This is a genomic window from Paracraurococcus ruber, assembly GCF_004353985.1.
Taxonomy (GTDB): domain Bacteria; phylum Pseudomonadota; class Alphaproteobacteria; order Acetobacterales; family Acetobacteraceae; genus Paracraurococcus; species Paracraurococcus ruber.
Map to the genome: position 1 here is coordinate 1 of NZ_SMOA01000091.1, position 19,518 is coordinate 19,518.

Genomic DNA, 19,518 nt, shown 5'->3' on the forward strand with positions numbered 1-19,518 from the left:
TGTGGCGGCTTCGCACGCCGGAGAGGGTCTTGGTCGCCGGCGAAGACATTCGCGCCCGTAGCTCAGCTGGATAGAGCACGCGCCTTCTAAGCGTGGGGTCGCAGGTTCAAGTCCTGCCGGGCGCGCCATCCTTGCCGGGGTCCCGTGCCGGGCCGCGGCCATGCCGCCGGGGCGCCCGGCCTGCCGGTGCCGCGCGCAACGCGGCGCGGCCGGTGCCGGCCGGGCCCGACCGGGGCCGATCAATTTTCCGGTCACGCCGGGCTGGCACCCACGGATACCGGCCACGGCCGGGCACACTGCACGACCAGGATGACCACAGACCTCGCCAGCGACGATCCCGCGCCTGCTCCCCGGCTGCGGCCCATGCTGCTCCTCCTGCTCGGGCTGCTCGGCCTGCTGTGGGGCGGCACGGCGCTGCTGCTGCGGCAGACCCGGGCCGCGGCGGTCGAGGCGGCGTTGGCGACCGCCGAGGCCGAGGCGGCGACCGCCGCCGAGACGGTGCTGCGCGCCTTCGAGGCGGTGGAGTCGCTGCATGACCTGGTGCAGATGCGCCAGGCCATGCTGCGCGGCGGCGACGCCGCTGGCGCCACGGCGGTGGAGGCGCATCTGGCCGGCATCGCCGAGCGGCAGCGCTTCGGCGTCGTGCGGGTCGGCGTCATCGGGCCGGACGGGATGCTCCGCTGGTCCACCGGCCCCGCCGGGGCACAGGGCGCCGTGGCCGAGGGCCCGCCGCCCGACTGGCCCTCCATCCGCGCCCGCGCCGATTCCGGTGCGCCGGGGCTGGCGATCAGCCGGCCGACGCGGCTGACCGCCGGCGGCGACTGGAGCCTGCAGGCGGCCCGGCCGCTGCGTTCGGCGGAGGGGCGCTTCGACGGCCTCGCCGTCGTCACGCTCGACCCGGTCGCCCTCTCCGCCCAGCTGCAGGCGCATCTGCAGGAGGATGAGGAGGAGCAGGGCCGCGTCGTCGTGGTCCGGCATACCGAGGACGGCGCCATCGTGCTGCGCGGCCGCAGCGCCGCCGACGCGCTGTCGCGCCGCGCCAATCCCTACCATGCCGTGCTGGCCGCGGCGCGGGACGCCCCGGTGGGCAGCCTTGCCTATGTCAGCCGCCGCACCGGCCGGCCGCGGCTGGTCGGGTATCGCGTGCTGCCCGGCCTGCCGCTGCTGGCCTCCGTCGTCCTGGACGAGGAGCGGGAGCTGGCCGGCTGGCGCGACCAGCGCCTGGCCATCCTGGCCGGCGCCGCCGCGCTCTCCCTCCTGCTCGTCACGCTGCTGACCCTGCAGCAGGCCTGGCGGCGCAGCCGCCTGGCGCAGCAACGGCAGGCGCGGCAGCGCATCCTGGCCGCGGAGACGCTGGCGCGGCAGCGCGCCGAGATCCTGGCGGTGATCGCGCATGAGATCCGCACGCCGCTGACCGGCCTGCTGGGCTTCGGCGAGATGCTGGCCGAGGCCGACATCCCGGCCGAGCAGCGCGGCCATGCCGCCCTGGTGGTGGAGACCGGGCGGATGCTGCTGGCGGTGGTGAACGACACGCTCGACCTCGCCCGCATCGAGGCCGGCCGGATCAGCATCGAGGCGCAGCCCTTCGAGCCCGCAACCCTGCTGCGGCAATGCCTGGCGCTGAGCGAGGCGCCGGCCGCGGCGAAGGGGCTGCGCCTGCTGCTCGACCTCGACCCGGCCCTGCCGCCCTGGCTGTCCGGCGACGTCACCCGCATCCGCCAGGTGCTCGGCAACCTGCTGTCCAACGCCGTCAAGTTCACCGAACGCGGCGGCGTCACCCTGCGCGCCCGGGTGCAGGACGCGCCGCGGCCCGGCCTGGTCGGCCTGCGGCTGGAGGTGCAGGACACCGGCATCGGCATCCCCATCGCCTCCCAGTCGCGGCTCTTCACCCTGTTCGAGCAGGCGGAGGGCGGGCGGCGCTTCGGCGGCACCGGCCTCGGCCTGGCGGTCAGCCGCCGGCTGATGAAGGCGATGGGCGGCCGCATCGGCGTGCGGTCGGAACCCGGGCTCGGCAGCATCTTCTGGGCCGACCTGGCGCTGCCTGTCGCCGCGGCGCCGGCGCCGGCCGAGCGCGGCGGGGCCGAGCCCGGGCCGCCGCTCGCCATCCTGGTCGTCGACGACGTCGCGGCCAACCGCGTGCTGATCAGCGCCTACCTGTCCGCCGCGGGTCATGCGGTGACGCTCGCCTCCGGCGGGGTGGAGGCGGTGGCGATCGCCGAGCGGCGGCGCTTCGACGCCATCGTGATGGATGTGAACATGCCGGGCATGGACGGGCTGGAGGCGACGCGGCGGCTGCGCGCCGGCAGCGGCCCCAATCTCCGCACGCCCATCCTCGCGCTCACGGCCGGGGCCACCAGCGACGACCGGCAGCGGACCCAGGCGGCGGGGATGAGCCTGCACCTGACCAAGCCGGTGGACCGGCTGATGCTGCTGCAGGTGCTGCGCCGCCTGGCCGTCCCGGTCAGCCCCGTATGACGCTGCGGATGGCGAAGGCGGACTGGATGCGGGCCACGCCGGGCATGCGCGACAGCGCATCCTTGTGGATGCGCTCGTAGTCCGCGGCGTCCCGCGCCTCGACCCGCAGGACATAGTCCGACAGCCCGGTCATCAGGTGGCATTCGCGCACCTCCGGGCAGCGCCGCACCGCCTCCTCGAAGCGGCGCATCGCCTCGTCGGTCTGGCGTTCCAGGGTGATCTGGACGATCACCACCACGCCTTCCCGCACGGCGCCGTCGCCGATGATGGCGGTGTATCCCCGGATCACGCCGCGATGCTCCAGCAGCCGGACCCGGCGCAGGCAGGCGCTGGGGGACAGGCCGATGGCCGCCGCGAGGTCGGCATTGCTCATCCGCCCATCGGCCCGGAGGTGGCGGAGGATGGCGAGGTCGGTCTCGTCCAGGGCGTGCATCGAATTAGCTCCGACTCTGCCGCAGAATCTGCGAATCGAGGGCGTTCCATGGCAGATCCTGCGCCATATCGGCGGGAAATTCGCAGCCCCTGCCGCATAGCCTGTGCCTGGAACGAGTGGAGGCGGCGATGCGGGTCCTGGTCCTGGGCAGCGGCGTGGTCGGCGTGACGAGCGCCTGGTATCTAGCCAAGGCCGGCCATGAGGTGACGGTGCTGGACCGCCAGCCGGCCCCCGGCATGGAGACCAGCTTCGCCAATGCCGGCCAGGTCTCGCCCGGCTATTCCGCCCCCTGGGCCGGCCCGGGCATCCCCGTGAAGGCGCTGAAATGGCTGATGATGCGGCACCGGCCCTTCGTGCTCTGGCCGCAGCTGGACCATGGCCTGTATCGCTGGCTGGGCCAGATGCTGGCGAACTGCACCGCCGCCGCCTACGGCACCAACAAGGCCCGCATGGTCCGCCTGGCCGAGTACAGCCGGGACGTGCTGCGCGACCTGCGGACCGAGACCGGCATCGCCTATGACCAGCGGATGCAGGGGACGCTGCAGCTCTTCCGCACCCAGAAGCAGCTGGATGCCGTGGGCAGCGACACCGCGGTGCTGGACGCCTTCAAGGTGCCCTACGAGGTGCTGGACCCGGCGGGCTGCATCGGCGCCGAGCCGGCACTGGCGCATGTGCCGGGCAAGTTCGTCGGCGGGCTGCGCTTGCCGGGCGACGAGACCGGCGACGCGCATGTCTTCACCCAGCGCCTGGCGGCGCTGGCCGCCGCGCGCGGCGTGGTGTTCCGCCAGGGCGTAACCGTCGCGGCGCTGGAGACCGAGGGCGACCGCGTGGTCGGCGTGGTGACGAACGAGGGCAGGGTGACCGCCGATGCCTATGTCGTCGCCATGGGCAGCTATTCGCCGGCGCTGCTGCGGCCCCTGAAAGTCCATGTCCCGGTCTATCCGGTGAAGGGCTATTCGCTGACCCTGCCGGTGACGGAGGTTGCCGGAGCGCCCGTCTCCACCGTGATGGACGAGACCTACAAGGTCGCCATCACCCGGCTGGGCGACCGCATCCGCGTCGGCGGCACGGCGGAGCTCGCCGGCTTCTCGCTGCGGCTGCGCAGGCCGCGGCGGGAGACGCTGGCGCATTCCGTCGGCGACCTGTTCCCGCGCGGCGGCGACCTGGCGCAGGCCAGCTTCTGGACCGGCCTGCGGCCGATGACGCCCGATGGCACCCCGGTGGTCGGCCCGACCCGCTACCGCAACCTGCACCTGAACACCGGCCATGGCACGCTGGGCTGGACCATGGCCTGCGGCAGCGGAAGGCTGCTGGCGGACCTGCTGACCGGCCGGGCGCCGGAGATCGCGGCGGACGACCTGGCGCTGTCGCGCTACGCCCTCGCTTGACGCGCCCGGGATGGGCGGCGAGCCTCGCCGCCCATCCCGGAGCGCACGCCATGGACTATCGCAGCCTCGGCCGCAGCGGCATCACGGTCAGCCGCTACTGCCTCGGCGCCATGATGTTCGGCGGCCCGACCGATGCGGCGACCAGCGAGCGGCTGATCGCCCGCGCCGCCGCGGCCGGGATCAATTTCCTCGACACCGCCGATGGCTACAATGCCGGCCGGTCGGAGGAGGTTGTCGGCGCCGCCATCCGCGGCAACCGCCATGCCTGGGTGCTGGCGACCAAGATCGCCAACAAGGTCGGCAAGGGCCCGAATGAGGGCGGCCTGTCCCGCAAATGGGTGATGCAGGGGGCGGAGGCCTGCCTGACGCGCCTCGGCACCGACTTCGTCGACGTGCTGTATCTGCACAAGGAAGACCATGCGACGCCGCTGGAGGTGACGGTGCGCGCGCTGGGCGACCTGGCGCGGGCCGGCAAGATCCGCCATTTCGGCGTCTCCAACTACCGGTCCTGGCGCATTGCCGAGATCTGCCGGCTCTGCGACCAGATGGGCATCGACCGGCCCGTGGTCTCGCAGCCCTACTACAACGCCATGAACCGCCAGCCGGAGGTCGAGCAGATCCCGGCCGCGGCGCATTACGGCCTGGCGGTCTTCCCCTATTCGCCGCTGGCCCGCGGGGTGCTGACGGCGAAGTACCGCCCGGGCGAGGCGCCGGAGCCCGGCAGCCGCGCCGCGCGGCAGGACCGCCGGATCCTGGAGACGGAGTTGCGCGCCGAGAGCCTGGCGATCGCCCAGCGCATCCGCGACCACGCGGCGGCGAAGGGCGCCTCGCCGGCGCATCTGGCGATCAACTGGGTGCTGAACAACCGCCTGGTCACCGGCTGCATCCTGGGCCCGCGCACCGAGCAGCACCTGGAGGACTATCTGGCGGCGCTGGCCTACCGCTTCACCGCCGAGGACGAGGCGCTGATCGACGCGCTGGTCTCGCCCGGGCATCCCTCCACGCCCGGCTACAACGACCCGCAATACCCGATCGAGGGGCGCGTCGCCGCCACGGGATGAGGGCGGCTTCGCCCCCCTCAGGCTCCCCCGCCAAAGGCCGAAGGGCCTTTGGGAACCTTGCGCTTGGCGCTCAGCCCGGCAGGGCGCTCCGCTTCGCCCCCATGCCGCGCATGAAGCGGTCGCGGATCTGCACCGGGTCGCGTTCGGTCTGGCCGGCCGGCGGCTGGTCGTCCAGCTTCAGGCCGATCACATGCGGGCCGTCGGTGGCGAGGCAGGTCTCCACCAGCCGCTCGAAATCCGCCTCATCCGCCGCCCAGGAAGCATTCGCCAGGCCGCAGGCGCGGGCGATCGCCACATAGTCCGCGCCGCCCGAAGCCGGCGTCCGCTGCCCGCCGGTGATCTGGTAGCTGCCATTGTCGAGGATGAGGATAGCGAGGTTCTTCGGCGCCAGCGACGCCACCGTCGCCAGGCAGCCGAGCTGCATCAGCAGCGACCCGTCGCCTTCCAGCGCGAACACCTTTCGGCGTGGCTGCGCCAGCGCCACCCCCAGCGCAAGGGGAACCGCCAGGCCCATGCTGCCCAGCATGTAGAAATTCTGCGGCCGGTGGCCGGCGGCCCAGAGGTCGAAATTGCTGTGGCCGATGCCGCCGATGACGGCCTCGTCGTTCCGCAATCTCGCCACCAGCCGCCTGGTGCAGTCGAAGCGGTACAGCGGCTTCGCGTTATGCGCCGATGTGACGGACATCGCTCAGCCCCCCGCCTTCACCGGCGATGCCTTCCCGCCGGTCAGCAGCGGCGAGAGGATCAGCGCCGCCGGCTGCTGCGTCAGCAGCGCCTGGCGGATGGTCCGGTCCATGATGAATTCGCACTCGTCGAGCCGGGTGATGACCTGCCAGGGCATCGCCAGCGATTCCAGCGTCGGCCGCATGGTGCGCCAGACCGCCGCCTGGCCCAGGTTGAACTCGCCCAGCGTGCCGCGCTCGCTCACCATCATCAGCACCGGGATCTGATAGGCCACGGGCAGGCTCGCCAGGACATTGGCCAGCGTGGCGAAGCCGCTGGTCTGCATCAGCACCATGCCGCGCGTCCCGGCCATCGCGGCGCCGGCGACGATGCCCACCGCCTCCTCCTCCCGCGCCGTCGTGAACGCGGTGAAGAACGGGTCGGCATGGATGGCGTTGATCAGCGGCTTCAGGACGTTGTCGGGCACATAGGGCACCAGGCGGATCTCGTTCGCCTTCATCACCGCCACCGCTACCTCGTGCCAGGCCTGCGCCATGCCGCTATCCCTCCCCAGAGCGGATCGCGGAAGGGCGGCAGCGCCCGGACGCGTGCATCCGCCCTCCGATGCATGCACGGAAGCGCATGGCGGGTCCAGGCGGTCGCGCCATGCGCCTCAGTCCACGGTGATCTTCGCCTGCCGGATCACGTCCCGCCAGAGGGGCACCTCCCGCGCCACCCGCGCCCGCAATTCCTCCGGCCCCTCGGCCAGCACCGGCACGCCGCCGGTGCGGTAGCGCTGCTGCACATCCGGCCGCGCCAGCACCGACAGGGTCGCGCTCGCCAGGCGGTCCAGTACCAGCTGCGGCGTCGCCGCCGGCGCATAGAGGCCGTTGAAGGTCTCCGACACCGCCTCGGCGATGCCGAGCTCCTCCAAGGTCGGCACCTCCGGCAGGTCGGGCGAGCGCCGCGCGCCGGTCTGCGCCAGCACCCGCGTCTGGCCGTTGCGATGCGCCGTCTCCACCGCCCCGCCCTGGGACGCGATCAGCACCTGCGTCGTGCCGGCGAGGATCGCCTGCACCGCCGGCCCGGCCCCTTGGAACGGGACATGCTGCATCTGGATGCCGGTCCGCAGCTTCAGCACCTCCCCCGCCAGATGCGGCGTGGTGCCGATGCCGGGGCTGGCATAGTTGAAGCGGTCCGGCTGCGCCTTCGCCATGGCGATGAGCTGCGCCAGCGACGCGATGCCGCTATCCGTCCGCACGCAGACCAGGTTGGGGGAGGCGCCGAGCGCCGCCACCGGCGCGAAGTCGCGGAACGGGTCGTAGGGCGGGTTGCGGTAGAGGCTAGCATTCACCACGAAGACGCTGCTGGCGACCAGCAGCGTGTGGCCATCCGGCGTGGCGCGCGCGACATGGCCGATGCCGATATTGCCGCCGGCGCCGGGCTTGTTCTCGACGACGACGGGCTTGCCGAGGATCTCCGCCAGGCCGGGTGCCACGAGGCGCGCCGAGAGGTCCGTCGATCCGCCGGGCGGGAAACACACCACCAGCGTCACTGTCCGCTCGGGCCAGATGGCCTGCGCCTGCGCGCGGCCCACCAGCGCGCAGCCAAGCGCCAAGGCGCCTCGGCGGCCCAGCAACTGCATTGTTCCCTCCCGTGATTCCGGGGAAGGCCCTGCCTTCCCCGGACCCCAACCGCCAAAGGCCGAAAGGCCTTTGGAAACCTCGAGTCTAGGCCGCGGGCGTTTCCGAGGGGGGGTAGTTCAGCTCGACCGCGACGCCATCGGGGTCGAACATGAACAGCTGCGTCTGGCGGTCGCGGGGGATCACCCGCTCCTCGTACTTCACGCCGCGCTGCGCCAGGCGCTGCTTCATCTCCGCCAGGCCGGTGCAGGAGAAGGCGATGTGGTCCAGCAACCCGGTCGGCCCGCTCTCCCGCACCGCCGGATGCCCGTCATCGCTGCGCGGCCCGATCAGATGCACCGTCGGGTTGCCGCCGCAATACAGCCAGTAGCCGGGGAAGGTCAGCGGCGGGCGGTAGCCGACCTCCAGCCCCAGCACGTCCTGGTAGAAATCCTTGGTCCGCTCCAGGTCCGCCGGGCGGATCGTGTAGTGGTTCAGGCCCTCGAGTGGCATGGCTCGTTTCCCCTAGGGTGGATGAGGTCAGAAGAACCGCCCGGACGGGTTCATGCCCAGGAAATGCTGGCCGCACATCTCGAGGTGCATCGTCCGCCCCTGGACCTGCTGCGCCGAGGCATGGATGTCGCGCATCCGCCGCTCGAACGGACCGCCGACCATGATCGCGGAGGCGCCGGCCTCGTGATAGGCCCACTCCGCCACCTCCTTCGCGCGATGGATCGCCGAGGTGGTGGCCAGCCGCACCATCGCCCGCTCATGCATGGAGATGTGGCCCTTGGCGCGCGCCACCTCCCAGGCCTCGTCCAGCACCTCGACCAGCCAGGCGCCGGCCGAGCGCAGCTTCGCTTCGTTCATGGCGATGCCGTTCTGGATCACCTCGCTCTCCCGCATCGGGCGGGTGGTGGCGGCGGCGGTCTTGGTCTTCGCCATGTCGGTGAAGGCGTCCAGCAGGCCGCGCGCGATGCCCATGGAGACGCCGGCGAAGCCGGAGGCATAGAGGTTGGTGGTGGTGAACTTGTAAAGCGGGCTGTCCACCCGCCGCTCCGCATCGCTGTCGCGGCAGACCGCATGCTCCTCCGGCACGAAGAGGTCGTCGTAGCTGTAGGTGTCGCTGTTGGTGCCGCGCAGGCCGACCACGTTCCACACATCGTGGAACCGCACCTTCTCCCGCCGCACCAGCATGCTGCGCTCATGCTGCGTGCCGTCGGGGTTCATGCGGATGGACCCGTCCGGCTCGACGATCCGGCAATGCCCGCCCATCCAGGTCGCATGGCGGTTGCCACTGGCAAAGCCCCAGGTGCCGGTGACGCGGTAGCCGCCGGGGACCACCTTCGCCGTGCCGGTGCCGAAGCCCCAGGCGAGCACCGCGCGCGGGTCGTCCCAGATCTCCCGCGCCGCGTCCGGCTCCAGATAGGCGGCGGCGAAGGAACAGCCGCTGGCCTGGCACAGGCACCAGCCGGTGGACCCGTCGGCCGAGGCGATCACTTCCTGCATGCGAAAGAAGGTGGAAGGCTTCACCTCCTCCCCGGCATAGGCGCGGGGCAGCAGGGTGCGGAACAGGGCATTGCCGTGCAGCGCGTCCAGCACCTCCGGCGTCAGGGCCTTGCCGGCCTCGATCCGGGGCGAGTCGCGCTCGATCACCGCGGCGATGGACCGCGCCCGCGCCACGGGGTCGAGCCGGGCGCCCAGCGGGGTGACGGCCTCCTGCTCCAGCGCTGCGCTCATGCCCGGTCTCCCTGACGAGGTTGGGGTGGTTGGGGCCGTTCCGGCCCGTGTTCGGTCGCCCGACCAAATCTCGACGGATCGGCCCGTCCGTGTCAAGGAGCAGCCGCCGCGCTACAGGGCCGCGGGCAGGGGACCAGGCGATTCGGATGACGGTGACCGAGAAGACCAGGCCGGCGGGACAGGACGCCGTGGCCAGCGTGCGCAACCGGATCCTGGACGTGGCGCAGTCCCTGTTCGCCGAGCACGGCTATGCCGCCGCCTCCACCCGCGCGATCGCCCAGGCCGCCGGCGTCAACCTGGCGCAGCTGCATTACCATTTCGGCGCCAAGCGGGACCTGTTCAAGGCCGCCTATCTGCGCGGCGCCGTGCAGGTGACGGAAGCCCGCAGCCGGGCGCTTGCCGACCTGCGCGCCGCCCATGCCGGCGGCCCGATCCCGCTGCCGGAATTGGTCCGCAGCTTCGTCACCCCCTTCATGCTGAACGGCCAGACGCCGGAAGGCCGGGCCACCATGCGCATGCATGCCAGGCTGCACACCGAGCCGGAGGACATCTCCAAGGAAGTCCTCAGCACGGTCTATGACGAGACCACCCTGGCCTATCTGGAGGAATTCGCCCGCGTCCTGCCGGGGATGGACCGGCAGGTCCTGTGCTGGCGGGTCTATTTCATGATGGGCGCCTATCGCTACACCCTGCTCCGGACCGGGCGGCTGGAGATGATGTCCGGCGGCGCCCTCGACAGCGGCGATTTCGACCGGGCGGTGCGGGAGATCGTGCCCTTCCTCTGCGCCGGGCTCGCGGCGCCCTGACGCCAGGGTGAGCCCCGGGGGGCCGCGCAGCCGCTAAGGTCCCGCCTTCCGGGCGGGGGGCAGCAGGCATGGCGGCATTCGATGCGATCGTGGTCGGGGCCGGGCAGGCCGGGCCGGCGCTCGCCTTCCGCCTGGCCGCCGGCGGCCGGCGCGTCGCCCTGGTGGAACGCGCCGAGGCCGGCGGCACCTGCGTGAACACCGGCTGCACCCCGACCAAGACCCTGGTCGCCAGCGCCCGCGTCGCCCACCTGGCGCGCCGCGCGGCGGATTACGGCGTGGTGCTGCCCGGCCCCGTCGGCGTGGACTGGCCGCGGGTGAAGGCGCGGATGGACGCCGTGGTGGCGAAGTCCCGCGATGGGCTGACCGGATCCCTGGAGGCCACGGAGAACCTCACCTTCCTCCGCGGCCATGCCCGCTTCACCGGGCCGCATGCGGTGGCGGTGGAGGGGCGGGCGCTGGAGGCGCCCTGGATCTTCCTCGATGTCGGGGCGCATGCGGTGGCGCCGCCGATCCCCGGCCTCGACCGGGTGCCCTGGCTGGACAATGCCCGCCTGCTGCGGATCGAGGCCCTGCCGCGGCACCTGGCGATCATCGGCGGCAGCTATATCGGCCTGGAATTCGCCCAGGTCTTCCGCCGCCTCGGGGCTGAGGTCACGGTGCTGGAAGCCTCCCCGCGCGTCATCCCGCGGGAGGACGAGGCGGTCTCCGCCACCATCCGGGAGATGCTGGAGGCGGAGGGGGTGCGCTTCCATCTCGGCGCCCGGGGCATCGCGGTCGCGCCGGCCGGGGACGGCGTCACGGTGGCGCTGGACGGCGCCGCACCCATCCAGGCCTCCCACCTGCTGGTCGCGGCCGGGCGGCGGCCGAACACCGACGACCTGGGGCTGGACGCCGCCGGCATCGCCGTCGACGCGCGCGGCGCCATCCCGGTGGATGATGCACTGCAGACCAGCGCCCCCGGCGTCTGGGCGCTGGGCGAGTGCAACGGCCGCGGCGCCTTCACCCACACCGCCTGGAACGACTACGAGATCGTCGCCGCCAACCTGCTGGACGGCGAAGCCCGCCGCGTCACCGACCGCATCGCCTGCTATGGCCTGTTCACCGACCCGCCGCTGGGCCGGATCGGGATGACGGAGGCCGAGGCGCGCGCCGCCGGGCACCGCCTGCTGGTCGGCCACCGGCCGATGAGCCGGGTGAACCGCGCGGTGGAGAAGGGCGAGACCACCGGCTTCATGTCCGTGCTGGTGGACGCGGACACGCGGATGATCCTTGGCGCCGCCATCCTGGGCACCGATGGCGACGAGGCGGTGCATGGCATGCTGGACCTGATGCAGGCGGGGGTGCCCTACACCTCCCTGCTGCGGACGGTGCATATCCACCCGACGGTGTCGGAGCTGATCCCGACCATGCTTGGCGACCTCAAGCCGGGCTGAGGCGCCGGGCGGGCGGCCAGCCGGGCGACCGGCCGGGCCGCGGGATCACAGCAGGGCGCCCAGCGGTTCCTCCGCCACCCGGTCGAACAGGCGGCGATAGGCGGCCGCCCCGGCCTCCCGCGCCGCGCCGCGGCGGACCGCGTCCTGCGGCCACATCCAGCTGGGTGCCGGGTCGTCGCGCATGTCCCAGTCCGGGAAGCGCCGCATCGGCGTGTCGCCGCACCAGATCAGCGCCACCTCCAGATGGCGTTCGTCTTGCAGGATGCGGTGGAAGGTGGCGGTCACCGCCGCCCGCTCCCCCTCCAGCATCTGCACGAAGAGGTCGGCGCGGCAGATCAGGCAGCCGGTGATGCCGTCCCGGCGGTTGTTGCGGCGGGCGCTGAGCAGGATGTCGTCCAGCCCCTGCGCGTCGAAGCCGAAGGGCCGGGAGGTGTAGATCAACTGGGTCAGGGGCATGGGTCGGCTCTTGCGGCGGAGCCGCAGCCTGCGCCCGGCCGCCCCGGGATGCCAGCGCTATCGTGCCGTTCCGGCCATGCTTGACAGCCGGGGTCCGGCCTCCGCACCGTCCGCCGGCCCGCCCGGCCGCCAGAGCCGGCCACCGATGGAGGACGCCAGATGCCCGCCCGCTTCCCCGGCTTCGACCCGCGCGGCGTCATTCCCGCCGTGCTGCTGCCCTTCCATGACGACCTTTCGGTGGACGAGGCCGCCTATCGCGCGCATCTGCGCGACGTCGCCGGCGTACGGGGCGTGACGGCCATCACCACCAACGCCCATGCCTCCGAGGTCGCGTCCTGCGACCCGGAGGAGCAGGACCGCGTGCTGGACCTGACCCTTGCCGAGATCGGCGACCGCCTGCCGGTGGTGAACGGCGTCTATGCCGACGGCACGCTGCAGGCCGCGCGGATCGCCCGGCGGGCGGCGGCGGCCGGCGCCTCGGCGCTGCTGGTCTTCCCGCCGCAAGTGCTGGCGCGCGGCAATGCGGCGCGGCCGGAGTGCCTGGCCGACCATGTGCGGCACATCGCGGCGGCCACGGACCTGCCGCTGATCGCCTTCCAGTACCCGGCGGTGACCGGCCTGACCTATCCGCTGGACACGCTGGTGCGGCTGGCCGAGGAGGTCCCGGCCTTCCGCGCCATCAAGGACTGGTGCAACGACGCGGCGCTGGCGGAGCGGCACATCCAGGTGCTGCAGGGGCTGGCGCGGCCGGTCAACGTGCTGTCCACCCACAGCGCCTGGCTGTTCCCCTCGCTCGTCACCGGCGCGGCCGGGCTGCTCTCGGGCAGCGGCAGCGTGATCGCCGACCTGCAGGCGCGGCTGTTCGACGCGGTGCAGGCGGGCGACCTCGCGGCGGCGCAGGCGATCAATGCCCGCATCCGCCCGACCGCGCAGGCCTTCTATGCCGACCCCTTCTTCGACATGCACAACCGCATGAAGGAGGCTCTGGTGCTGCTGGGCAAGCTGCCGCGCGCCGTGGTGCGGCCGCCGCTGAAGAAGATCGAGGCCTGGGAGATCGCCCGCATCCGCGCGGCGCTGACCGAGGCCGGGCTGCTGGCGCGCCCGGCCCTGGCGGCGGAGTAAGGACCGGCAGAAACGAAGGGTAGGACGCATGCGTCCAGTCGGGGGAAGGGCCTTCCCCCGACCCTGCCTTATTGGCGCAGCGCCGCCCGGTACCGCTCCAGCATCTGCGTCCCCTCCGGCCCCGCCCGCTGCACCCATTCGGCCGTCAGCGTCTCGCCGATCTGCTTGAGCTCCGTCATCATCTGCTCGGTCGGCGGCGGCAGCTGCATGCCCTGGCTGCGCAGCCGCTCGGCCTGCACCACCTCGGCCTGCCGGGCCAGTTCCTTGCCGCGCTCGGCGGCGGTGCCGGCGGCCGCCATCAGCGCTGCCCGGGTCGGCGCGTCCAGCGCCTGCAGCGCGCGGGTATTGACGAAGACCGCGTTGCGCGTCCGCATGCCGCCCACATTGTACCAGTAGCGGGTGAAGTCCCAGGCGGTGACGTTCACGCCGCTCTGCGCCGAGGTGAACATCGACTGGATGACGTTGGTGGCGAAGGCCTGGCTGACCTCGGCCAGCTGCACCGTCACCGGCGTCGCGCCCATCAGCTCCGCCATGCGGGACGTGACGGTGTTGTAGGCGCGGAAGCGGGTGCCGCGCAGGTCCTGCACGCTGCGCATCTCCGACCGCATGTAGAAGCCCTGCGCGTCCCAATGGACGATGTAGAGCAGCGTCAGGCCCTGGCGTTCCAGGCGGGCGCGGATGAAGGGCTCGGTCGCGGCGTTCAGCGCCTCGGCCTGCGGCCAGGTCCAGGCGAGGAAGGGGACGCCGTCCACCTCGAAGAAGGGATCCTCGTTGGCATAGGCCGACAGCAGGATCTCTCCGAGCTGAACCTGGCCCGTTTGGACACCCCGCTTGATCTGCGCCATCGGCAGCAGGGACGCGTTGTTGTGCAGCTGGACGGTCAGCCGGCCCTCGGTCGCCCTCTCCACATCGGCGATGAACTGGCGGATGTTGATCGTGTGGAAATTCTCGGCATAGGGCGTGGCCATCACCCAGCGGGTCTGCGCCATGGCGGGCAGGGCAGGCAGCAGAAGGCCCAGGGCGAGGGCCGAGGCTGTCAAGCGTCGCATCTCTCGTCTCCCGACATTGGGCCGTTCGGCGTTCCCGTTGCCGGCAGGGTTCCATGGCCCAGGCGGGCCGGCAAGGCTTGCCGGCGGCGGCGGCCCGGACCGATGATCCGCCGCCCGCCGGAGGACATGCCGATGCCCGACACCCATTCCCCGACATCCCCGAGCCCCGCCCGCCTGGTCATCCAGCAGCCGGAGGAGGCGCGCAGCTACTGGCAGCCGGTGCCGGCCAACGGCTTCGTCCGCTGCCTGCTGGACCAGGCCAGCACGGGCGCCGAGACGCCCTTCGCCTTCGGCACCCAGACGGTCGACCCCGGCTGCCATGTGCGGGAACACCTGCATGACGCGAATGAGGAGATCATCTTCGTCATCGCGGGGGAGGGGGAGGCGCATATCGAGGGCGCGGTGCACCCGATGCGGCCGAATGCCTGCTTCTTCTTCCCGCGCAACCGGCCGCATTCCTTCCACAACACCGGCAGCGGGCCGCTGACCTTCGTCTGGTGCATCCTGCCCGGCGGGCTCGAGACCTTCTTCGCCCGCATCGGGCGGGAGCGGCGGGAGGGCGAGGCGCCGCCCGCGCCCTTCCCGCGGCCGGAGAACGTGCTGCAGATCGAGGCCGAGACGGTCTTCGGCACGCTGCCCGGGAAGGGCTGACCGCCGCCGGGCCGGCCGGCGCCGCGCCGGCCGGCCCGGCGGTTCACCCGGCGTTGACACTGTTGCAGTACCGAAGGGCCACCCCCGATCGCGCCATGTGCGCCGCAGCGGGCGTTGATCCGTAAGGTGGTGCGCATGCAGCTTGGAATCCGTGGCCGCGTCTTCGGCGGTAGCCTCGCCCTCGTCCTGTTGGCGGTGCTGGTGGCCGGCGGCGGCATCCTGACCTCCCGCGGGATCGAGCGGGATGCCGCCCGGACCGAGGCGCTGCTCGAGGCCGCCTTCACCGCGCAGGAAGCCGCCGAGGCGATCGAGGTGATGCGCCGGAGCATGGTGCGGTACCGGCTCGATGGCGGCCAGCTGGACCAGCAGGTGGCCGCGGCCGACCGCGCCGCCGCGCTGGTGGCGCAACTGCGCGACGCCGCGCAATCGGCGGAGCGGCGCGACGGCTATGCCGAGGTGGCGGCGCTGCTGGCCCAGGCGACCCAGTCGCGGGTCGACTTCGTCGCCCAGCGCGAGCGGATGGTCCAGGCGCGGGAGGCGCTGGCGGCCAGCGGCGCGGCGATGGATGCCGCCGCCGCCGACCTGCTGCGCGACAGCACGCCCGACGAGCCGCCGGAGGTCACCTCGACGCTTGAGCGGGTGAATGCGCTGCTGCTCACCCTGCGGCTGCGCAGCTGGCGCTACATGGCGACGACCTATCCGGAAGGCCCGGCCCGCTTCGCCACGGCGCGCGGCGACCTGCGCGCGGCGCTGGCGGCGCTGGAAAGCCAGCCCCTGAGCTTCGTCCAGCAGGAGGCGCTGCGGAAGCTGGCCGGGCTGGTCGAGAGCTATGCGACGGATTTCGGCACCTTCGCCGCCGCCCAGGCCGAGGCCCTGGTGATCTATGACAGCCGCGTCGTGCCGCAGATGGTCGCCGCGGCGGACCGGATGCGGCTGGCCAAGGCCGACATCGTCGGCGCCATGCAGGCCGGCCGGGCGGAATCGAAGGCGCTGGTGACGCGGGCCGGGGAATGGATGCTGGGCCTGGCCGTGGCGATCGTGCCGGTCGGCCTGCTGATCGCCTGGTTGGTCGGCCGCGGCATCGTCCGCCCGATCGGCGGCATGGCCGGGGCGATGACGCGGCTTGCCGGGGGCGAGACCGAGGTGGAGATCCCCTCGCGCGATGCCCGGGACGAGATGGGGCGCATGGCCGCGGCGGTCGAGGTGTTCCGGCAGAATGCGCTGGAGCGGCGGCGGCTGGAGGCGGAGCAGGAGGCCGCGGCGGCGCGTGCGGCCGGAGAGAAGCGGCAGGCGATGCAGGACCTGGCCGGCAGCTTCGAGGCGGCGGTCGGCGGGGTGATCCGCGATGTCGCCGCGGCCGCGGCGCGGATGCGCGACGCCGCCGACGGCATGCGCGGGGCGGCGCAATCGGCCGCCGGGAATGCCGCCGATGCGGCGGACACCGTCAGCCAGTCGGAAGCCAAGATCCAGATGATCGCCGCCGCGACGGAGGAGCTGACGGCCTCCATCACCGAGATCGCGCAGCGGGTCGCCCGGGTGGCGCAGATCACGGCCGAGGCGGTGACGGCCGCCGAGACCACCAACGGCACGGTGGACGGGCTGTCGCAATCGGCGCAGCGCATCGGCCAGGTGGTGCGGCTGATCGGCGACATCGCCGGCCAGACCAACCTGCTGGCCCTGAATGCGACGATCGAGGCGGCCCGCGCCGGCGAGGCCGGCAAGGGCTTCGCCGTGGTGGCGAGCGAGGTGAAGGCGCTGGCCGCCCAGACCGCGAAGGCGACCGAGGAGATCGGCGGCTTCATCGCCGAGATGCAGGGCAACACCGGGGAGGCCGTGGGCGCGGTGCGCACCATCGGCGAGACCATCGGGCAGCTCAGCCTGATCGCCTCCGAGGTCGCGGCGGCGGTCGAGGAGCAGAACGCCGCCATGCGGGAGATCGCCGGCAATGTCGCCCAGACCGCGTCGGGGATGCAGGCGGTGAACTCCCGGGTGCGGGAGATCGCGCAGGCGACCCAGGGCGTCGGCGGCGCGGCGGGCGAGGTGCTGGGCGCCGCCGATGCGGTGTCGGGCCAGACGCGTGGCCTGCAGGGCGAGGTGCAGCGCTTCCTCGCCGAGGTGCGGGCGGCCTAGCGCGGCCTCCGTTCGCCACGGCTCCGGGCAACCGCTCTGGTCTTTTTATTCGCAGGGCATCCTCACCCGGTCAGGAGTGTCCACCCGATTGGGATCCGCTCTGGCAACGGCTTGGGGTGGCCTGCGCGGTCAGGTGAAGGCGCGAGGCGTTCCGGCATCGCCTCGCCTGCCGCGGCGCGGCGGTCAGGCCGCCAACTCGGTCACCGCCCGCCAGGCCTGGTCGATCGCGCTGTCGGTATAGGCGGCGGCGCCCGCATCGGAATTGGCGATGGCGATCCGGCCGATGCGGCGGCGGCCGATCTCGTGCGGCGCCTCGCCCGGCGCATGATCGGGATCGAACAGCGGGTTGTACTCATAGGCATAGCCATGCGGCCAGCGGTTCACGGTCAGGCCGAGGATGTCGCGCGCGGCGTCGAAGCCGCCGGCGCCCAGCATGCGCTGCAACTGGTCGCGCAGCGCGCGCTCATAAGTCTCGAAGGGCGTCGCCAGCAGCTCCGCCCGGCCGGCCCGGTGCTGTGACCGCTGGTCCAGCCCCGGCGCGGTCGGCACGCGGGAGAGGAAGAGCAGCACCGGGTCGCCCGGCCCGCCGACGCTGTCATACCCGCCGATGCGCGTCTTCCAGTCCAGCCGCAGGCCGGTCCAGTACGACCCGGGCGCATGCGCCTCGGCGATGCCGAGCCGGCGGAAGGCCTGCCAGTCGCGCAGCAGCGCCGAGGCATAGACCAGCGGCACCTTCACCTGGCTGCGCAGCGCCGCGGCCTGGTCCGGCGGCAGCCCGGGGCAGAGATGCGGGATCATGGCGCCCCAGCAGGCCAGCACGCAGGCGCCGGCCCGCACGCGCCGCGCCTCGCCATGCTGCAGGTAGGTGACCTCGACCCCCGCTGCGGCATTGGCGACGCGCAGCGCGGGGGCGGAGAGGCGGATGCGCACCGCCGCGCCGTCCCGGTCCAGCGCGGCATAATCGGCGCGGGCCAGCACCGCATCCGCCGCGCTGCGGCCCGGCACGGCGCCGGGGATCAGCGCCCGCAGCAGCAGCCGGACGAGCGAGGCATTGCCGTCCGGGAAGTGGAAGCGGTAGCTGCCGCCCCCGGCATAGCCCGCCGCGGTATAGCCCATGCCGGGCGCCGCGCCCGGGGCGAGGCCGAGGCCCTGGAAGCCCGGGAAGCCGAAGGCCCAGACATCCAGCGCGCTGACCGCATCGGCGCCGACGCCCCATTCGCCATGGCTCATCGCCTGGAAGAAGGGCAGTGCGGCGGCATCCACGCGCAGGATCCCGGCCAGGAAGGCGCGGTAGCTGAGGCGGGCCAGCCGCGCCTTCTTCGCCGCGGAATCGAGGCCGGGCAGCGGGTCCTCCCGCGCCTCATGCACCCGCGCGATATCCTCCCGCGCGCGCGGCGGCAGCGGCGCGTCGCGCAGCAGCGCCGCCCAGGGGCGCCGGCCGACGCCGCGCAGCAGGTGGTCGGCGCCGAAGGTCCCGCGGTCGAGGAACACCGCGCGGCCCATGCCCTGGCGGCGCCAGAAGCCGGGATTGGCATGCCGCGCCGCCAGGGCGGGCGGGTCGACGCCCAGGCGCCGCAGCAGCCCATCCGCCACCGCGCTGTAGGGGCGCGGGCTGTCGATCAGCATCGTGCCGCCATTCATCAGCAGGGTGCGGCCGCCGATGCGGTACTCGTTGCGGCGGGCATGGCCGCCGACATCGTCCTGCGCCTCCAGCAGCAGCACCCGGGCGCCCGGGGCGCGGTCGCGCCAGAACAGCGCCGCGGCCAGGCCGCTGATGCCGGCGCCGACCACCACTAGGTCGCACTCTTCCGGTGCGCCTGCTGGCTCCGGCACCGGCGCGCCGGCTGCCAGCGCATGCGGCGCCGCCTCGCTGCCGGCCGCAGTGCCGCGCAAGCCCTGCCGGAGCGGTGGATAGGGGGCCGCCGCAGCGGCGCCGCCCGGTGCCGCCAGCATCGCCGCGCCCTGCAGCAGGTCCCGGCGCGGGATCGCCCGGTGCAGGCCGAGGGCTGCATCGGCGGCGCCGCCGGTCATCCCTGGCGGTCCAGCAGCACCACCTCCAGCCCGTCCAGCGCCTCGGTCACCGCGATCTGGCAGGACAGGCGCCGGCCGGCGGGGCGGGTGCCGAGCGCATCCTCGATCATGTCGCCCTCGTCCAGCCCGGGGTCGCCGACCCGGCCGCGCCAGGCCTCCGGCACCTCCACCATGCAGCTCGCGCAGGCGAGCTGGCCGCCGCAATCGGCCGGCAGGAAGGGCAGGTTCGCCCGCACCGCCACATGCATGACGGTCGGGTCGTCGCCGGAGTCGAGCACCTGCCGGGTTCCGTCAGGAAGAAGGAAGGTGATCCGCGCCATCCAGGGCTCCGCTTGCTGCTGCGGACCGCTGGGGCCTGGGTCCGCGCCAGCGCTGTGACCGGATCGCGCGCGGGAGACAAGGCCCCCGCCGCGACGCCCCGCCGCGACGCCATGCGTGCCGGCCGCGGCACCGCCGGG

General features: G+C 73.0%; 18 protein-coding genes and 1 tRNA gene. 9 read left to right on the forward strand and 10 right to left on the reverse strand.

All coding sequences use genetic code 11. The annotated features are described in order from the left end of the window. The first annotated feature begins 51 nt into the window (after positions 1-51). Together E2C05_RS16790 and E2C05_RS16795 are read left to right on the forward strand one after the other, a co-directional pair. Positions 52-128 (forward strand) — tRNA-Arg (locus E2C05_RS16790). Positions 129-363: 235 nt separating this feature from the next. Next, positions 364-2,475 carry a hybrid sensor histidine kinase/response regulator gene (locus E2C05_RS16795; RefSeq protein ID WP_133220801.1) on the forward strand — a complete coding sequence of 704 codons (2,112 nt, stop codon included), beginning with the start codon at positions 364-366 and terminating at the stop codon, positions 2,473-2,475. Here E2C05_RS16795 and E2C05_RS16800 read toward each other — a convergent pair. Next, positions 2,462-2,908, reverse strand: a complete 447-nt coding sequence (locus E2C05_RS16800; protein ID WP_133220802.1) for an Lrp/AsnC family transcriptional regulator — start codon at positions 2,906-2,908, stop codon at positions 2,462-2,464. The genes E2C05_RS16795 and E2C05_RS16800 overlap by 14 nt on opposite strands. Positions 2,909-3,036: 128 nt before the next feature. Here E2C05_RS16800 and E2C05_RS16805 point away from each other — a divergent pair, with 128 nt between their 5' ends. Both E2C05_RS16805 and E2C05_RS16810 read left to right on the forward strand, forming a co-directional pair. Next, on the forward strand, positions 3,037-4,296 hold the full coding sequence (locus E2C05_RS16805) for a D-amino acid dehydrogenase (RefSeq protein WP_133220803.1): 1,260 nt from the start codon (positions 3,037-3,039) through the stop codon (positions 4,294-4,296). A gap of 50 nt (positions 4,297-4,346) precedes the next feature. Continuing rightward, positions 4,347-5,357 (forward strand): aldo/keto reductase, encoded by a 1,011-nt coding sequence (locus E2C05_RS16810; RefSeq protein ID WP_133220804.1) that lies wholly within the window; start codon positions 4,347-4,349, stop codon positions 5,355-5,357. Between the two features lie 70 nt (positions 5,358-5,427). Here E2C05_RS16810 and E2C05_RS16815 read toward each other — a convergent pair whose 3' ends face one another. The 5 genes from E2C05_RS16815 to E2C05_RS16835 all read right to left on the reverse strand — a co-directional run bounded on the left by E2C05_RS16815 (position 5,428) and on the right by E2C05_RS16835 (position 9,382). Further along, positions 5,428-6,042 carry a thiamine pyrophosphate-dependent enzyme gene (locus E2C05_RS16815; protein ID WP_133220805.1) on the reverse strand — a complete coding sequence of 205 codons (615 nt, stop codon included), beginning with the start codon at positions 6,040-6,042 and terminating at the stop codon, positions 5,428-5,430. 3 nt (positions 6,043-6,045) lie between these two features. Further along, a complete protein-coding gene (locus E2C05_RS16820) occupies positions 6,046-6,576 on the reverse strand; it encodes a thiamine pyrophosphate-binding protein (protein ID WP_133220806.1) in 531 nt (176 codons plus the stop codon). 117 nt (positions 6,577-6,693) lie between these two features. Beyond that, positions 6,694-7,665 (reverse strand): Bug family tripartite tricarboxylate transporter substrate binding protein, encoded by a 972-nt coding sequence (locus tag E2C05_RS16825; RefSeq protein WP_133220807.1) that lies wholly within the window; start codon positions 7,663-7,665, stop codon positions 6,694-6,696. Between the two features lie 85 nt (positions 7,666-7,750). Then, positions 7,751-8,155 (reverse strand): VOC family protein, encoded by a 405-nt coding sequence (locus E2C05_RS16830; RefSeq protein WP_133220808.1) that lies wholly within the window; start codon positions 8,153-8,155, stop codon positions 7,751-7,753. Positions 8,156-8,182: 27 nt separating this feature from the next. Next, a complete protein-coding gene (locus tag E2C05_RS16835) occupies positions 8,183-9,382 on the reverse strand; it encodes an acyl-CoA dehydrogenase family protein (RefSeq protein ID WP_133220809.1) in 1,200 nt (399 codons plus the stop codon). A gap of 146 nt (positions 9,383-9,528) precedes the next feature. On the opposite strand from E2C05_RS16835, the gene E2C05_RS16840 reads away from it, so the two are divergent. Beyond that, positions 9,529-10,188, forward strand: a complete 660-nt coding sequence (locus tag E2C05_RS16840) for a TetR/AcrR family transcriptional regulator (protein WP_133220810.1) — start codon at positions 9,529-9,531, stop codon at positions 10,186-10,188. 68 nt (positions 10,189-10,256) lie between these two features. After that, positions 10,257-11,621: an FAD-containing oxidoreductase gene (locus E2C05_RS16845; RefSeq protein WP_133220811.1), complete on the forward strand. Its 1,365-nt coding sequence runs from the start codon at positions 10,257-10,259 to the stop codon at positions 11,619-11,621. Between the two features lie 45 nt (positions 11,622-11,666). Here E2C05_RS16845 and E2C05_RS16850 read toward each other — a convergent pair whose 3' ends face one another. Beyond that, positions 11,667-12,077 (reverse strand): BLUF domain-containing protein, encoded by a 411-nt coding sequence (locus E2C05_RS16850; RefSeq protein WP_200305613.1) that lies wholly within the window; start codon positions 12,075-12,077, stop codon positions 11,667-11,669. Between the two features lie 159 nt (positions 12,078-12,236). On the opposite strand from E2C05_RS16850, the gene E2C05_RS16855 reads away from it, so the two are divergent. Further along, positions 12,237-13,199 (forward strand): dihydrodipicolinate synthase family protein, encoded by a 963-nt coding sequence (locus tag E2C05_RS16855; RefSeq protein WP_133220812.1) that lies wholly within the window; start codon positions 12,237-12,239, stop codon positions 13,197-13,199. A gap of 68 nt (positions 13,200-13,267) precedes the next feature. Here the strand turns inward: E2C05_RS16855 and E2C05_RS16860 are convergent, their stop codons facing one another. Further along, a complete protein-coding gene (locus E2C05_RS16860) occupies positions 13,268-14,248 on the reverse strand; it encodes a TRAP transporter substrate-binding protein (RefSeq protein ID WP_158292171.1) in 981 nt (326 codons plus the stop codon). Positions 14,249-14,380: 132 nt separating this feature from the next. Here E2C05_RS16860 and E2C05_RS16865 point away from each other — a divergent pair, with 132 nt between their 5' ends. Next, positions 14,381-14,899, forward strand: coding sequence for a cupin domain-containing protein (locus E2C05_RS16865; RefSeq protein ID WP_133220814.1), 519 nt, complete (start codon positions 14,381-14,383; stop codon positions 14,897-14,899). A gap of 135 nt (positions 14,900-15,034) precedes the next feature. Continuing rightward, positions 15,035-17,029: a methyl-accepting chemotaxis protein gene (locus E2C05_RS16870; RefSeq protein WP_133220815.1), complete on the forward strand. Its 1,995-nt coding sequence runs from the start codon at positions 15,035-15,037 to the stop codon at positions 17,027-17,029. 183 nt (positions 17,030-17,212) lie between these two features. On the opposite strand, the gene E2C05_RS16875 is transcribed toward E2C05_RS16870, so the two are convergent. After that, positions 17,213-19,060 (reverse strand): NAD(P)-binding protein, encoded by a 1,848-nt coding sequence (locus E2C05_RS16875; RefSeq protein ID WP_133220816.1) that lies wholly within the window; start codon positions 19,058-19,060, stop codon positions 17,213-17,215. Beyond that, the gene (locus tag E2C05_RS16880) at positions 19,057-19,380 is read right to left on the reverse strand and encodes a 2Fe-2S iron-sulfur cluster-binding protein (RefSeq protein ID WP_133220817.1); all 324 of its coding nucleotides are present in this window, start codon (positions 19,378-19,380) and stop codon (positions 19,057-19,059) included. Before E2C05_RS16880 ends, E2C05_RS16875 begins: the two co-directional genes overlap by 4 nt. Between the last annotated feature and the right edge of the window lie 138 nt (positions 19,381-19,518).